The sequence below is a fragment of the Leptospira kmetyi serovar Malaysia str. Bejo-Iso9 genome, from assembly GCF_000243735.2.
In the GTDB taxonomy this organism is placed as follows: domain Bacteria; phylum Spirochaetota; class Leptospiria; order Leptospirales; family Leptospiraceae; genus Leptospira; species Leptospira kmetyi.
Genome location: NZ_AHMP02000003.1, coordinates 1,646,261 through 1,661,792 on the forward strand (window position 1 = coordinate 1,646,261; position 15,532 = coordinate 1,661,792).

12 protein-coding genes are annotated in these 15,532 nt (G+C 45.2%); 6 read left to right on the top strand and 6 right to left on the bottom strand.

Features of this window, described 5'->3' with window-relative positions; translation table 11 throughout:
- Positions 1-58 precede the first annotated feature (58 nt).
- Positions 59-1,273: a TCR/Tet family MFS transporter gene (locus tag LEP1GSC052_RS10110; RefSeq protein ID WP_020986491.1), complete on the bottom strand. Its 1,215-nt coding sequence runs from the start codon at positions 1,271-1,273 to the stop codon at positions 59-61.
- Positions 1,274-1,332: 59 nt separating this feature from the next.
- Here LEP1GSC052_RS10110 and LEP1GSC052_RS10115 point away from each other — a divergent pair, with 59 nt between their 5' ends.
- On the top strand, positions 1,333-1,974 hold the full coding sequence (locus tag LEP1GSC052_RS10115) for a DNA-3-methyladenine glycosylase family protein (RefSeq protein ID WP_010575682.1): 642 nt from the start codon (positions 1,333-1,335) through the stop codon (positions 1,972-1,974).
- Positions 1,975-1,980: 6 nt separating this feature from the next.
- Here LEP1GSC052_RS10115 and LEP1GSC052_RS10120 read toward each other — a convergent pair whose 3' ends face one another.
- Entirely contained in the window at positions 1,981-2,604 is a 624-nt protein-coding gene (locus tag LEP1GSC052_RS10120) for a class I SAM-dependent methyltransferase (RefSeq protein WP_010575683.1), read from the bottom strand.
- A gap of 67 nt (positions 2,605-2,671) precedes the next feature.
- Positions 2,672-3,232, bottom strand: coding sequence for a TlpA family protein disulfide reductase (locus LEP1GSC052_RS10125; RefSeq protein ID WP_010575684.1), 561 nt, complete (start codon positions 3,230-3,232; stop codon positions 2,672-2,674).
- 141 nt (positions 3,233-3,373) lie between these two features.
- On the opposite strand from LEP1GSC052_RS10125, the gene LEP1GSC052_RS10130 reads away from it, so the two are divergent.
- Positions 3,374-5,479 (top strand): Lcl C-terminal domain-containing protein, encoded by a 2,106-nt coding sequence (locus LEP1GSC052_RS10130; protein ID WP_020986604.1) that lies wholly within the window; start codon positions 3,374-3,376, stop codon positions 5,477-5,479.
- 63 nt (positions 5,480-5,542) lie between these two features.
- Here the strand turns inward: LEP1GSC052_RS10130 and LEP1GSC052_RS10135 are convergent, their stop codons facing one another.
- Positions 5,543-7,168 (bottom strand): long-chain fatty acid--CoA ligase, encoded by a 1,626-nt coding sequence (locus LEP1GSC052_RS10135; RefSeq protein WP_040913454.1) that lies wholly within the window; start codon positions 7,166-7,168, stop codon positions 5,543-5,545.
- 141 nt (positions 7,169-7,309) lie between these two features.
- Between LEP1GSC052_RS10135 and LEP1GSC052_RS10140 the strand changes: the two genes are divergently transcribed.
- The 4 genes from LEP1GSC052_RS10140 to LEP1GSC052_RS10155 are packed head-to-tail and all read left to right on the top strand — an operon-like array spanning position 7,310 to position 11,639.
- Positions 7,310-8,503: an LCP family protein gene (locus tag LEP1GSC052_RS10140; protein WP_010575687.1), complete on the top strand. Its 1,194-nt coding sequence runs from the start codon at positions 7,310-7,312 to the stop codon at positions 8,501-8,503.
- Between the two features lie 6 nt (positions 8,504-8,509).
- Complete coding sequence (gene rsfS / locus LEP1GSC052_RS10145; protein WP_010575688.1) at positions 8,510-8,881, top strand: ribosome silencing factor; 372 nt, start codon at positions 8,510-8,512, stop codon at positions 8,879-8,881.
- 36 nt (positions 8,882-8,917) lie between these two features.
- Positions 8,918-10,456 (top strand): MBOAT family O-acyltransferase, encoded by a 1,539-nt coding sequence (locus tag LEP1GSC052_RS10150; protein ID WP_020986726.1) that lies wholly within the window; start codon positions 8,918-8,920, stop codon positions 10,454-10,456.
- The gene (locus LEP1GSC052_RS10155) at positions 10,434-11,639 is read left to right on the top strand and encodes a hypothetical protein (protein ID WP_010575689.1); all 1,206 of its coding nucleotides are present in this window, start codon (positions 10,434-10,436) and stop codon (positions 11,637-11,639) included. Before LEP1GSC052_RS10150 ends, LEP1GSC052_RS10155 begins: the two co-directional genes overlap by 23 nt.
- A gap of 86 nt (positions 11,640-11,725) precedes the next feature.
- Here the strand turns inward: LEP1GSC052_RS10155 and LEP1GSC052_RS10160 are convergent, their stop codons facing one another.
- Both LEP1GSC052_RS10160 and LEP1GSC052_RS10165 read right to left on the bottom strand, forming a co-directional pair.
- A complete protein-coding gene (locus LEP1GSC052_RS10160) occupies positions 11,726-12,916 on the bottom strand; it encodes a beta-propeller fold lactonase family protein (protein WP_010575690.1) in 1,191 nt (396 codons plus the stop codon).
- Between the two features lie 471 nt (positions 12,917-13,387).
- Positions 13,388-15,532 carry a thioredoxin domain-containing protein gene (locus LEP1GSC052_RS10165; protein ID WP_084492267.1) on the bottom strand — a complete coding sequence of 715 codons (2,145 nt, stop codon included), beginning with the start codon at positions 15,530-15,532 and terminating at the stop codon, positions 13,388-13,390.

Below are 15,532 nucleotides of genomic sequence, written 5' to 3' on the forward strand. Positions count from 1 at the left end.
TGCAATTTCTTGACCTTCCCGAAAACATCAAGGTTTCCCAATATTCCTTTTTTCTCAACTAAGAATGATGTTTTCGAAGCGAACCCACGGAAATCCAAAGACTCGCCGCGGTCAAAATCGTTCCCATCCAAAGCGGAGCTTCGGGAGAATAAACCGGCGCGCCCTTTGCGGTGAAGTATGAAAAAAGACCCGTCATCAAAATCGGTCCGATCACCGCCGTAACGCTCGTCAAACTCGTAAGAGCGCCTTGCAATTCTCCTTGTTCGTTTGCGGGAACCTGAGAGGACATGATTCCCTGCAAAGGAGGCATCGCGATTCCGCCGAGACAATACGGAATCAAAAACACGAACATCATCCAACTTTTCGTGGCAAGAGCGAATAACGCGTAACCCAGCGCGCTCAAAGTAAGACCGAGATAGATGCTTCGGTTCTGACCCAACACGGGAAGAATGATCCGAATCAAAACTCCTAAAGTGATCGCGTAAACAAACCCGACGACCCCGAGAGAATAACCCACCATCGCTTCGTCCCACTTGAACTTTTCCATCGTATAATAATTCCAAGTTCCCTGAACCGCGTGAGCCGCTGTGTTTATTAGAAAAAACGCAACTACCAAACCCACGATCATAGGATAACGCTTTAAATTGATAAGCGAACCGATCGGATTGGCCTTCTTCCATTCGAACTTTCTTCTGTTTTCCGGAGCCAAGGATTCGGGAAGAATGAAATAACCGAACAACCAATTTAAAAGCGCGAATCCCGCGGCGACTAAAAAAGGCGCTCTGGATCCGAACTGACCGAGGGAACCTCCGATGACCGGCCCGATGATAAATCCCAAACCGAAAGCCGCGCCTAAAATTCCGAAGTTCTCCGCTCTTTTTTCCGGAGGACTGATATCCGCGATATACGCGTACCCGGTCGTAAAACTCGCGCCCATAATACCGGCCACAACTCTTCCTACAAAAAGCCAAAGAATGGAAGGTGCGAACGTCAAAAATAAATAATCCAACGCGAAACCGAAAAGCGACGCGAGAAGAATCGGCCGTCTTCCGTATCGATCGCTGAGGGCGCCGACAAACGGCGCGCAGACGAACTGAACGATAGAATACGCGAACATCAAAAGCCCGCCGTCCCATGCGGCTTCGCTCAAAGATCCGTGAGTTAATTCTTGTATGAGTTTCGGCAATACGGGAATGATGATTCCGAAACCGATTACGTCGATGAGGATCGTTACGAAAATAAAACCCAATGCGGCGGGGCGTTTAGAATTCATAGGACCTACTAAACAAATAGTTAGTTTGTCGGCAATCAAAAAAAGGAACGTTTAAAACTTTGAAGGAAACGATTCGAAAGTTCGAAAAGGAAGAATTTCATTCCATCTGCGATCGTCTGTCGAGAAAAGACCGGGATCTACATTCAATTCTTCTTAAATACGGTTATCCTCCGTTTTGGAGCCGAAAACCGAATTTCGAAACCCTGGTTCATATCATTCTCGAGCAACAGGTTTCTCTCGCATCCGCAAAGGCCGCTTTGGAAAAATTGAAGGAAAGAATCGGCGCGGTTACCGCCAAGAAAGTTCTTTTGTTAAGCGACATCGAGTTGAGGGAATGTTATTTCAGCAGACAAAAAACGGTTTATGTTCGACATCTTGCAAACGCCGTTTTATCCGGACAACTCGCGATCGGTTCCTTGTCCGAAAAAACGGACGAGGAAATCCGAAACGATCTGGTCGCGATCAAAGGAATCGGCAACTGGACCGTGGACGTTTTTCTTTTGATGGTCCTGCATCGTTCGGATATTTTTCCGATCGGGGATCTTGCCTTGATTCAATCCTTAAAAAAAGTCAAACGTCTTCCGGCCGACGTGTCCAAGGAAAGAATTCTTTCCATCGCCGAAACTTGGAAACCGTTTCGTTCGGTCGCGGCGATGATCCTCTGGCATTCTTACATTAAGGAAAAGAATATTAAAATTTAAGAATATTCAATTCTTTCGTCCTACGAATCGAATCACAGAACCTTTTCCGTTGTGAAACAGACCTTCGTTCAATTCGATTACCTTTTCCGTAAGCTCGATGATCTCGTAGTTCGGAAAATCGGACTTCAATTCTTCGATTGAAAACAACATAGCAAGTTCGTTAGGACCTCCGACCTTCGGATTTTTTGCGAGGTATTCCAAGTGATTTTTGCTAAACGCCTCGAAGATGATAACGCCGTTTTTGCGTAGATACGAATCCAAGGTTTTGTGAAGAGAGGATTTGATGTCCGACGGAAAATGAGCGTAGACGAGCGCGATCGCGTCGAATTGTTCGGGTTGAAACTTCAACCGATCCAGTTCGCCGACTCGGTAGTCGATTGTGACGTGGTTTTTTTCGGCGAGTCGATGCGCTTTTTTTTGTCCTTCGACGCTGATATCGAACGCGGAAACCTTCCAACCCCGTTTGGCGGCAAAAACCGCGTTTCGTCCTTCTCCTTCCGCCGCGAAAAGAATCGTCCCTACATTCAATTTTTCTAATTGTTCTTTGAGATAATCGTTGGGTTGTTCACCGAATGCGAATTCTTCCTGAGCGTATCTTTCGTTCCATTTATTGAGCCAAGCGTTTTCCATATATTTGTTTGACTACGGCCGCGAACGCGGATTCGTAAAAATCGGAATTTTGTCCGATCGTAAAAATCTATTTTCCGAGAGAACTCAAAAAATTCCTCAAAGAAGCGACGCCGGACGGAGTATATCCTTCCGATTGAAAAAGAATCTCACGATTCCGATTCAAAATAAAAACCGTGGGAACTCCCTTGATTTTCACCTGAGAATAACTCGAGGACAAAGGATCGACGAGGGTTTCGGCAATTCCGCCTAACTTTAGTAAATTGGAATATTCTTTTCCGGTTCGAAAATCGTCCCCTACGAACACGATCCAAAGATGTGTTTTCCAGTTTCCGGTCGCGGAAAGATTGGTTTGTGCGGCGAGATTCAAAAGAACGGGAACCTGTTCCTTGCAGGGTTTACACTGAGAACCCGTAAAATTCAGAATCAGAACTTCCTTTTCCGAAAAATTTTCGAGCGAATCCGCAAGAATGATTCTTTCCTCTTTTAGATTATAAAAAGCGAAATTAGAAAGGGGTTCGGCGAAAACGGTTCCCAAAGGAAGAAGTAAAAATAAAAATAGGAACGCGGAACTTCGATCGAAGAGGGCCGTACAAAGCCGAATCGTTCTCGTCTTGAATCTTTCGCGCATCGATTTCGATTTCCGAGAATCTAAACGAACCCGATCGACGGAATTGTAAATCCTAATTCTAAGAATTCAAATAATTGTTTACTTTTCTCCAAATCGGATTTCGATTTAAGAAGACATTCGTTTCAAAAATCAGGATCGCCGATGAACGTCAGACTTCTTTTTATTTTCGTTTTTCTTTTATCCCTTTTTTCAACGATCGAAACTTCGGCCCAATCGAAGTCCTCTAAAATTTACGTTCACAAACTGGTTGTCGATGGAAATCTAAACGCGGGTTTGGAAACTCGTTTTCGAAACGGGATCATCAATTCCGTTCTGAGAAATTTCGAAGGAAAATACACGATCGTAGACGACGAATCCCTTTCGATTCTTTATAAAAAAGTCGCGGCCCTTCAGAAGTTGGATTGTTCCGATGAAATCTGTATGAAACAGATCGCGGACGCGATCGACGCGAACGAAGTCATCTCCGGAAACATCTCCTCAAAAAACGGACTCGTTTACGTTTCTCTTCGCAACCAGACAAGAGATTCAAAAACTTTAAACTACTCGATCAAGTCCACGTTTCAAATGGAGTTTCCCGAATTTCTTTTGGATTATTACGCGGGAGAATCGGGTAAAAAACTTTTAGACAATCGTTACAACCCGGACCCGAATCAAATCCCCGCTTCGACAAACGGAAACTTAAGCGTCGCGTTCTTAAAGATCAAACCCGTTCCCGGCACGAACTTAAACTCGATGGAATTCAAAACCTCGGATAAAATCCTCGAAGGAGTTTTGGACGAGGTAAGGGAAGAATTGGACGAGGCCGCAAAACAAAGCCTATCCAAAGAATTTTCGGAATCAACCCAGATATACAATCGAATTCTAAGAGCGTTTAACGATCGCCTTTCCGAAGAGTCCCTCAAAAAGTTGGAACCGTTCATCCGCGAAATCCAATCGAGCATTACGAATAACTTCAGTTTGGAATATAAGGAAAAGATAAACGAAGCCGATCAAAATCTTTTCATAGCCGGTCAATCGAACTCGGCGGATCTGCAAAAACGTCTCTTCGATTATATTTCCCTTGGAGAGGAATATTCCGCCAAGGTTCCCGAAAAACACAAACAACTTCAGATCCAACAAAGCATTCAGGAAAGAAAGGAAAAGGTGGAACTCGCGTTATTTTCTTTAAAGGAAAAAGAAGCGGACCAAGCGTATTCCAGTTTCGACTTTTCGCTTTCCTCCAAACTATATGCAAATCTTCTAAAGGAGATTTCCGATAAGAATTCCGTTCCTTATAAATCCTTGCGGGAAACGATCGAAAAAAAATCGGAGACCGCCGAGAAAACGGGCCGATCTCATTTGACCAATCGTTTGGAAACGATTTATCTTTTAATCGAAAAGGAATTCACCGCGGAAGCGTTGGCCGATACGGAAGACGAAAAGGAAACGCACCAGATTCGGATTCACGACGCGTTCCGCGACGGAATCGAAATTCTCGCCAAATCGGAGTTTGCCGCTCTTTCGCAGTTCGAAAGAATCAAAAAGGAAATCAAACGCGTAAATCAAAAACTAAAAAAACCGATCTCGCTTCAGGAACAGATCGATTCTCTTTTACACGAAGGCCTGGAAACGAGAAACCCGACTCAGATCGTAAACAGCCATCAACTCGGCGCGGATTGGGAAAGTAAAACCGGTCTTTTTTGGGGTTCCGCAAAATCCAAGCTCAAGGATATTCTCGAAAGTACAGCGGCCGCTTCCAATCCGAACCGGGAATTTAAAAAACTATTGAACATTCATTTTCAGGGAGAAACAACTTCGACCTTTTCGAAACCGTCCGCAAATTCGAGCTCGGGTTCGAACGCGAGCTCAAATACGAATACAAACGCGAGCGCAAATACAAACGGCAACGTTTCCAAAAACACATTCCAATCTTCGAATATTCAAAAATCGAGTTCCGAAAAAAAACGGATCCAAAAACAATCCTCCCCTAAGGAAATATTTTGGGAGATCACGGAAGGAAGTTATAACTGGTATCAGGCGAGTCAGATCTGCGATTCCAGGGATCTTCGTCTGCCCACGATCGAGGAATTGGAAGATTCTTACGAAAGCGGGGAAACCGAATCATGGACGGGAAACGATTCTGAAAAACGATATTGGTCCTCCACCGTTTCCGTCGGAGAAAACGGAGCCTACAACCTGGACGTGTTCAAGGGAGAAATCCGTTGGGATCATCTCAGCAACTACGCGGGAGTTCGTTGCCTAAAATAAAAGTCGATCCTTTTTCGAAGCGACTGTTCCGACAAAACTCCCTAAAAAGAACTTGCAAAAATTCTAATATTTTCCCTCGGCCATTCCGGCGCGCAAAACCTTCTTATCGAATTTGCCCACGCTCGTTTTCGGAATCGCGTCGATCAAACGGATATCGTCCTGATGCGGCACTTGCCAGTTCGCAAAATTCTCCCTAAGAATTTCAAGAACGGATTTTTTATCCACGTTCTCTCCTTCCTTGGCGACTACAAATACCACGGGAACCTCTCCTCGAATTTCGTCCGGTTTTGCGACCACGGCCGCTTCCAAAACTCCGGGGGTTTTCAAAACATAACCTTCCATCTCGACGCTGGAAATCCATTCTCCCCTGGTTTTGATCAGATCCTTTTTGCGGTCCGTGATTTGAACGTAACCGTGTTCGTCGATCGTAATCACGTCTCCGGTTCGAAACCATCCGTCTGGAGTAAACGATTCCCTGCTCGGATTTCCATAATAAGAAGCCGCGATCCAAGGTCCCCTTACGATCATTTCTCCGGGAGTTTTTCCGTCCTTGGGAATTTCCTTTCCCTGATCGTCGATTCCTTTAAGTTCCACACCGGCGACCGCGGGTCCTTGTTTGGCGAGAATATGCAATTTTTCTAATTCGTTTAAATCCTTCATCGTCGTTTTGAGTCTGCACACCGTTCCCACGGGGGACAACTCGGTCATTCCCCACGCATGGAGAATGTGAATTCCGAAATCGTTTTTGAATCCTTCGATCATGGATTGAGGCGCGGCCGATCCTCCGACGATCATCGTATGAAGACGGCTCAAGTCGTAGGAATTCTTTTTCAGATGTTGGTAGAGTACGTTCCAAATCGTGGGCACTCCCGCGGCCATACTTACCTTTTCCTGTTCCAAAAGAGAAGCGAGTCCGTGACCCAAAAGATGTTTTCCGGGAAACACGAGAATCGCTCCCGTCATCACACAACCGAAAGGAATTCCCCATGCGTTCGCGTGGAACATCGGAACCACGGGAAGAATCGTTTCCTTTTCGCAAACCCCGAGACTATCGGACATACAAATCGACATGCTGTGCAGATAAATCGAACGATGACTGTAAACGACTCCCTTCGGATTTCCGGTCGTTCCCGAAGTGTAACACATTCCCGCCGCGGAATTTTCGTCTAACTCCGGTAAGGTGATATCCGAGCTTCCGTTCTGAATTAGAATTTCGTAATCTATTAAATCCGGCAAAGGCGCGGGCTCCATCGCTTCTAAATCGTCCATAACGACGAATTTCGGTTTCTTTTTAAACTGTGGAAGGAGATCGTATAAAACCTTGCTCAAACTTTTGTCCACGAAGATCACCGAATCCTCCGCGTCGTTTACGATATACACGAGTTGTTCCGGAAAAAGACGGACGTTCAACGTGTGAAGAATGGCGCCCATCGAAGGAGCCGCGAAATAAACTTCCAAATGCCGATAATGATTCATCCCGAACGTAGCGACCCGATCGCCCGGCTTGATCCCGAGTTTTTGCAAAGAATCGATCAGCTTTTTAACCCGAACCGAAAATTCTCCGTACGTATAACGGTGCATCGATTCGTCGTTCATCTTCGTTACGATTTCCTTTTCGGGATGAACTTCGGAAGCTCTTCTTAAAATGGCGGGGACGGTAAGTTGATAATTCATCATCGTTGATTTCACTTGATTTCTCCCGGGCAAAAGCCGATTGGATTTAAAACGTAGGAATGAAATTTCGGAAGTTTTCAATCTTCGTCAATAAAAGTTCGATCGTAAGCGATTCGATTCTCCGCTTTGAAACGAAAAACATTCGGAAATAACCGTTTGACAGTCAGGTTTTCCGGTTTGAAATGGAATCGGAGCGCACGTTTGGATTCAAAAGAACCTTCTAAAAAAACCACCGGCTGGCCGCTTTATATCGCAGCGGGTATTCTCCTATTTTCCGCACTTATCTTTCTAATCAGCAAATTCAATCGAACCGGTTTAGAGGAAAAAATCGCGGCCGGTAAACCGATCTATTTTTTATTTCATGCGCTCGGCGATAACGAAGAATACGAATTCGGTCTTTTGGCGACCTTGTTCCCTTCCAACAACCGTTGCGCCTTGTATTTCATTCATCCGATCACTTCCTTCGACGATCCGGACGATTCTTTGGATCTTCTGAAATCCGGAGCCAAGTCCTCGGTCAAAAGCGCGGTCACCGATTTGATCGGAACCAAGCCGCATTATACGATCGCTCTTACCGCGTCGAATTGGATTCGTCTTGTGGACCTTCTCGGAGGTTTGAGCGTTTATACGGATAACAAAACCGTTCGCAATTCTTCCGAATACAACCGCGAACCCGGAGTTTATACGATGTCCGGTCAGGACGTGTACGACTACGCGAGCAAGATGGATAAAAAAGAAACCTTGGATTACTTGGAAAGAATCAGCCGTCAAGAAAGCGCCGTTCTGACTTTGTATGAAACTCTTTTCCAAAAAAAAGAATTCTTAACCACTCCTCTTCTGATCTTCGCTCATAGTCTGATCGAATCCGATCTTTCCAAAGAGGATTTCGTAAGTCTTGTTAAGTTCGCCAATTCCAGAAGAATCCAATTCGGAATCAGCGAACTTCCCGGCGAACCGGCTAACGATCCTAAGACGAAAAAATTATATCTGAAGACGGATATCGCGAGAGCGAGAGTCGCGTTTCGTAAATTCTCCAAAGATATGAACTCCGACGTTTTTATGGACGCGGAATTCGCAAGAACCGAAGTGTTGAACGGAACCGAGGTCGCGGGTCTTGCAAAGGACGTTCGTAGCATTCTTTCCGATAAAAGAATCAAGGTCCTCGCGGCGGACAACGCTTGGAAAAAAGGATTTCCAAAAACCGTGGTCATCGATCGTTCCGGAAACACCGCGATCATGGACCGCATTTCGACAGTATTAGAAAAAGCAGAAGTACATCACGTATTGAGAAAGGATCTGGGCCTCGACGCGACCGTTGTCGTCGGCTCCGATTACGAACCGAGAAAATAGAGATTCATGAGTCCCGCTCCCAAACAAAACCCAACAACCAAAGAAATTCTTCAGATCATCCACGATATCATGGTGGATAAGAAATGCGAAGAAGTCAGCATTCTAAACTTGGAAGGCGTCAACAGCTATCTGAGTTACTTCGTCATCTGCACCGTCAACTCCGCCGTTCAAGCGAACGCGGTCGCAAGAGAAGTCAGAAAAACGTTAAAAGAATATAAACTAGCCCATAAGGAAGCCGATAAAACCGGAACTTCCGCGAACTCGGGTTGGACGCTTTTGGATTTCGGCGAAATCATCATTCATATCATGACTCCCGAAAAAAGAGAATATTATAATTTAGACAGACTCTGGCGAGACGCCAAGAGAATGGAACTCTAAAGGAGAAACCGTTCCTTTCGGATCGGTCCGTCGATCATGATCTTTAACTCTGCCGTCTTTATCTATTTCTTTCTAATCGTTTTGGCGGTTTGTTATTTTTTCGCCGCAAGAAAAACGTCTCGAAACGTTCAGAATATCTTTCTTCTGATCGCGTCTTATACGTTCTACGGTTGGTGGGATTGGATCTTTTTGATTCTAATCATCTCCGTTTCCGTTTCGAACTTCTACATCGCTCTTCTCATCGAACAAAAAGAATCGAACAAGATCCGAGGCTGGCTTTTGTTTTTGGCCGTCGTGATCGATATGGGGATGCTCGGTTTCTTCAAATATTATAATTTTTTTATAGAGAATTTAAGCGTCGCCGTCAAAACCTCCGCGGGTCTTTTCGGAGTCGAAGATCCGACCTTGTTTCAGGACGCGACTTTTTTACAGATCATTCTTCCCGTGGGAATCAGCTTTTTTACGTTTCAAACCCTTTCGTATGTGATCGACGTTTACTATCGCAAACTCAAAGCGGAAACGAACCTGGTGGACTTCTCTTTGTTCGTATGTTTTTTTCCGCAGTTGGTCGCGGGTCCGATCGAAAGAGCGGGAGATCTTCTCCCTCAGATCAAGGAAGACAGAAAGATCAACTTGGATCTTTTTTACAAGGGTTGTCTTTTGATTCTCGTGGGCTTTTATATGAAGACCTACGTGGCGGACAATCTCGCCGAACTCGTAAACCTCGTTTTTCTCGACAATCCCTTGATCTATAAGGCCAATCCGGATTTGGCGGGCGGGCATTCCGCGATTCATACCATTCTTTCGTTTCTGGCGTTTTTCTTCCAAATTTATTGCGACTTCGCCGGGTATTCGTATATCGCAAGAGGTTCCGCGTTTTTACTCGGATTCAATCTGAGCGAGAACTTCATCACACCGGAGTTCAGCGTGAACTTCCGTGAATTGTTCCGTAGATGGCACGTTACGCTCAACCGATGGTTCACCGATTACGTATACATTCCGTTAGGCGGAAGCAAGGTAAGCAGACTTTACAATTTCAGAAACCTATTCATCATCTTCGGTCTTTCCGGAATTTGGCACGGTGCGAGTTGGAACTTCGCGTTTTGGGGACTCGCCTGCGGTCTTTATATCGTACTTTATATGATCTTCAAAGAACCTTTCGAAAAACTGAAACTCTCCGCCAAAAGCACGTTTCCGATTTTGAATCACGCGTTCTTTACGAAAGGATTCTTTTTCTGGTCCTGTTTTTTCACGACGTTTATGTTCGCGATGACCTCGATCTTCTTCAGAAGTTACGACGGTCAGCACGCGAGAATTCTTTTGGCGAGCATCTTTGAGAACTTCTTCACTCTCAGAGGACCGAACGATCAGATCAGCGTCGCCAACTATTTCACCGAGATCGTAAAGGTGGTCGGACCGCTTCTCGTCTGGGATTATTTCCATTATAAGAATAATTCAGCTTTCTTTATATTCGAAAAACCTGTAGTAATCCGAGTTCTTACGTATCTCTTTTTCTTTTACTGCATAGTTCTAAAAGGTGTGTTCGGCAAAAATGTCATTTACTTCGCTTTTTAAGAATAAGGTCGTTTTAATCGTTCTCGGAATCGTGGTTGCGATCGAGCTTACGGCCCGGTTTACGGAGATCTATTTTTACGAACACACCGAAGTCTTTTTGGTGAACAACGTCCGTAAAAAAATGGAATCAGGCGTTTTGAACTACGACGGATTGATCTTCGGGGATTCCAGAAGTATGTCCTTGGTTCCTTCTCCAACTTCGAACGTTTATAACTTCAGCCTTCCCGCGATGGGAGCCCGTTATTATACGCATTATCTCTCCAAATATCTGAACGCGGGAAACAAAAAGCCCGAGTTTATCCTATTCGCGTCCAGTCCGGGGCTTATCACGAGAGGATACGGGGACCCGATCATCGATCCGACTTTGATCCAATACGTAAAACCGAATATGAGCCTTTCCGAATATTTGACGAACCGTTTCGTTTCCGGTTTAACGTATAAGAATTTCGTAATGGAAAGCGCGCCCGCATCGATGCAAAAAACCGTTTCCGAGATCAACTGGAAGTTTTTTTCGCACAGGATTCTCCATTTATTCTCCATGAAAGAAATGATCGAACAATACAGAGGACCGGAACTTTTATACGTTCTTTCCGCTTCGATTCCCAACGCGTTTTCCACATACAGATACAGAAAGGCGCTTTTAAACGTTTTCTCCTACGAAAACTACAAACCCGCGGAAGCGAAGATGAAACTCGACTGCGGTTGCGAAGAACTTTATACTCCTCAGTGTATGCCCCCCGAAAGCAATTTTCGGGACAACAAATGGATTTCGGAAAAGTTGAACTTTCAAAACGGAGGACTCAATATTTCCGATCGGATGAAACCGCAACACGCCGTTCTGTATCAGATGAGTCAGGACAAACTCAAAGAAGAAGTATTGGCTCCGTATAAGGTCGAACCTTCGTTCGACTTTGCAGCGTTCGAAGATTTTTTAAATTATACGAAGAATCAAAACATTCAGGTTTATTATATCGTAATGCCGTTTCCGGATTACATAGAATCCACGGATTACTTTCCGAAATTCTGGAAGGCGTTCGAATCTTTGAAAACGAAGTATCCGCATCTCAAGGTTCTTCGGTTTGAAAAACAGTTTATGAAACCTGAATTTTATTCGGATCAAATCCACCTCAACTGCCAAGGCGCCAAAGCCACCAACGAGATGTTTCACAAGCTCGGATACTAAAGGAACGCTTCGTTTTGTCGAAACTCCGACAAACGCCCTTCGATTCAGTTCGAAAGGCGTTCTCGACGTTTTCGGTTTCGGAACGATCAATAAATAAATCGAATCGCTCTATTTCCTCGGTCGCTTACGAATACGATCCCACCCAAACTCTGCACAACATCCATCGGATGATTGAATAAGGCGAAACCGAAGGCGCCGTCCCTATAACCGATTTGATCGGCGCGGGCATCCCAGCTGTTCACCTGAACGGATTCCCTAAAAACACCTCCTTTGGTTTTTGGAAACGTCGTTTCGGTGGCAAAGAATGTGGCTCCGATCTGATTTCCGTCCGCTGGATCGTGATAACGGCTGATCGTCAAACCTCCTCCACCGAACAGAGAATTTCCCGAGCCTACCGCTCCGTTCTCACAACCGTGCGCGATGACATTCTGCTTAACGAAATCGTAATTTACCGTACACATCGATTCCGGCGTAAGCACCGGGCTGTAATCATACGTGTTATAAAACACATGAGAAGGAATCGGCGAAGCGGAAATATCAAAAGGCCCGTAGTCTCCGATCGTCACCGCATTCGGAACGATCGTATCGACCATGTCGTTGGCAATATCGTATCGGCGAACCTTATTGTTTCCGTAATCCGCTATAAACAGATATTTGTTGTCAAAGGACAAATCGATTCCTTTGGGCGTGTTGAGTCGAACGTCGTAGGTTCCCGCACCGTCGTGATATCCCGCAACCGTTCCCACGACGGTCGACAACATATCGTTCGCGATATCGTATTTGCGGATTCTATGATTGTTCGTATCCGAGATATAAATATATTTCGCCTGATCGTCGACCGCCACGTAACTCGGGCGATTGAGCTTAACGTTCAAATCCACACCGGCTCCGTCTTTGTTCCCCGGTAAAAAACTTTTTCCAACGATCGTCGTCATTTTTCCGTAGATATCAACCTTACGAACGCAGTTGTGATCCGGGTCCGCGACGTAGACGTTCGTGTATTTATCCACCGCGATTCCCGCGGGACTAAAGGAAGAATCCCCTTGATACAACGTATAAACCCTGCTGTTTGCGCTGGTAATCAACCGATTCTGATCATTCGAACTCGCGATCAATTCATGTAAGGAAGGTCTTTCCGCATTTTGCTGTTCGGAAGATACGGACCCGATTAAGGCCAAAATCGAAGAACGATTTTCGTTCGACGAATCGGGATTCAAACAAGACGTGAGAAAAGACGCTCCGAAAACAAGAAGCGCGATCCTTTTTTTATAACTCATACTTTACTCCTTTGTGATTCGGGATTTATTTTTGGATCACCCCAATTTCACAAAGATACTAACAAGGAAAGAAATCTTTTAGAAACGAAAATAGAACATTCGGAACAAACGACGAACATTGAATCGCCATCGTCATTTCGAGATTACCGCATTATTTTTATAAATATTAATTTATTATAATATTTGCAAGTTATCAAAATATCGGGATTGTTTTCTAAAAATCAGGAGGATTTCGGGGAGAATGGAGACAAGAATGTGTAGAAGTGTTCCTACACTTCGATCGTGATCGCGAGGCGGGCCCGCCCTGTGGAGCGCCCCATAGGAAGCGACACATTGAGTTTATTGGCGGAGGCGGGCTTGTGGGAAAACTCCCGCAATTCTCCTCTAACAGAAAAATCGCAACCTGTCAAACGCGATTCTAACCCTCAGCCTTGTCGGAACTCCGACAAGGCGCCTGCAAAATTGAATTTACTACTCGAGAAACTTTTCCAAATCCGCGACGTTGTTCACCGGAAGTTTGCACGCAAAGTTTTCACAAACGTAAACGAGCGCGTCGCCCCCGCTGTCCCTCGCATCAAAAAGAGAAGAAAGTTTTCTCGCATCCTCGAGTTCGTCTTCGCTTACGACCGCAACGACCGAGTTCGGCAAAAATTTCTTACCGATTGCGGCCAAAAGATCCTTACCCGCGTCCGAGTTCTTACGAATCAAAACGATTTCTTTCGAATGATTTTTATAAGACCAATACGCGGAAAGAAGGAACGGATAACTCAAAGCGTGTGTGGATAATTCTTTCGTAAAATACAAAAAGATGGATTCCGCGATTTCACGATAACGATCCGAGTGAACACCCAGCAAGGACAACTTCACCAAAGAATACGAAAGAGAACTGTTCGCGGAAGGTTCCACGCCGTCGTAACCGTCCACGCTTCTTCTCAAAAGAACCTCTCCGTCGATCCCCGTGTCGAAAAAAACGCCCGCCGGAGAACGGAACAAACGGATCGCCTCTTCCATCCAAAGAACCGCGTTTTTCAAATAACGAATTCCTCGGCCCGCCTCGAACAACGCGATCGAAGCCGCGATCATCTCCGCGTAATCATTAGAATATCCTAATATACCGGATTCTCCGTCGCGAAATCTTCGTAAGATTCTTCCGTTTGAATCGATCAGATTTTTTTCGATAAAAGAATACGTTTCTTCCGCGAGACGAAGAAATTCTTCCCTCTGAAACGCCGCGCCCGCCTTGACGAGAGCCTTGATATAAAGACCGTTCCAAGAAGTAAGAATCTTATCGTCGCGCAACGGACGGATTCGTTTGCTTCTCCGTTCTAAAAGTTTTTTCCTGCCTCTATCCAAGGCCGCGTCGATTCGTTTCAATTCTTCAGCGTCTAGTTTTGCGACCGCGCTTCGATAACTTTCATGAAGAATATTCTTCCCTTCGAAGTTTCCCTTTTCGGTAACGTTCCAAAATTTTTCGAGCAGGGAAGAATCTTCTCCGCAGACTTCCCGGAATTCCGCGAGATCCCAGATATAAAAAAGTCCTTCTTCTCCTTCCGAGTCCGCGTCTTCCGCGCTACAAATTCCCCCGCCGGAAATTCTCATGTCGCGATGCAGATATTCGATCACGTCCAATGCGAACGACTCCGCCGGAATCTTTTTGGAAACCTGAGAATATTCCACAAGGCTTTCCAAAAACAAAGAATTATCATAGAGCATCTTCTCGAAGTGAGGAACCAACCAATGATGATCGGTGGAATAGCGACAAAGCCCGCCCCCGACCTGATCGTAAATTCCACCTTGTTTCATGGCTAAAAGCGTGTTTTCGACCATTTCCAGAGCTCGGGGATTTCCGGAAGAATGATGATATCGAAGCAAAAACGAAAGCCCCATACTCGGTGGAAATTTATTGACATGATTGGTTTTAAAACCGCCGAACTGCGGATCGTAATAACTTTCGTACAGAGAATACCCGGCGTCGAAACTATTCTCCGGTGGAAAACCGGACTCTTGTTTTTCGCTCGCGCGCCCTTCTCCGGACTCCTTCAAATACTGGGCGAGCTCCGTGGAAGCGGCGATCAATTCCTGACGTTTGCCGCTCCATACTCCCTGAATGACATTCAAAACTTCTAAAAAACTCTTTCTCCCGTATCTTTGTTCGGGAGGAAAATACGTTCCGCCAGTGATCGGCTTTCCGTCCGGAGTCAAAAACATATTGAGCGGCCAGCCGCCCTGTTGATCCATTGCGTGCAACGCATCCATAAAGATTCGGTCGATATCGGGTCGTTCTTCCCGATCCACTTTGATCGAAATATAATGTGAATTGAGATAATCCGCAATGGTTTGATTTTCAAAGGATTCTCTCTCCATCACATGGCACCAATGACATGTCGCATAACCTATGGATAAGAAGATGAGCTTGTCTTGATCCCTTGCCTTGGTCAATGCTTCCTCACCCCATGGATACCAGTCGACCGGGTTGTACGCATGTTGTTGGAGATACGGACTTTTCTCTTGTGCAAGACGATTGGGTTTATGGGAATGTAAATTCATTGAATTGTTCTCTTTTAGACTCGTAAAATTCATTTTTCGATTTGTAAAAAACTTCCTGCATTCAACCAT

Excerpts from the sequence above, each read along its gene's own strand:
- LEP1GSC052_RS10110 (WP_020986491.1), bottom strand. The coding sequence starts at position 1,273 with ATGAATTCTAAACGCCCCGCCGCATTGGGTTTTATTTTCGTAACGATC.
- LEP1GSC052_RS10120 (WP_010575683.1), bottom strand. The coding sequence starts at position 2,604 with ATGGAAAACGCTTGGCTCAATAAATGGAACGAAAGATACGCTCAGGAA.
- LEP1GSC052_RS10125 (WP_010575684.1), bottom strand. The coding sequence starts at position 3,232 with ATGCGCGAAAGATTCAAGACGAGAACGATTCGGCTTTGTACGGCCCTC.
- LEP1GSC052_RS10130 (WP_020986604.1), top strand. The coding sequence starts at position 3,374 with ATGAACGTCAGACTTCTTTTTATTTTCGTTTTTCTTTTATCCCTTTTT.
- rsfS (WP_010575688.1), top strand. The coding sequence starts at position 8,510 with ATGAGTCCCGCTCCCAAACAAAACCCAACAACCAAAGAAATTCTTCAG.
- LEP1GSC052_RS10150 (WP_020986726.1), top strand. The coding sequence starts at position 8,918 with ATGATCTTTAACTCTGCCGTCTTTATCTATTTCTTTCTAATCGTTTTG.
- LEP1GSC052_RS10155 (WP_010575689.1), top strand. The coding sequence starts at position 10,434 with ATGTCATTTACTTCGCTTTTTAAGAATAAGGTCGTTTTAATCGTTCTC.
- LEP1GSC052_RS10160 (WP_010575690.1), bottom strand. The coding sequence starts at position 12,916 with ATGAGTTATAAAAAAAGGATCGCGCTTCTTGTTTTCGGAGCGTCTTTT.
- LEP1GSC052_RS10165 (WP_084492267.1), bottom strand. The coding sequence starts at position 15,532 with ATGGTTGAATGCAGGAAGTTTTTTACAAATCGAAAAATGAATTTTACG.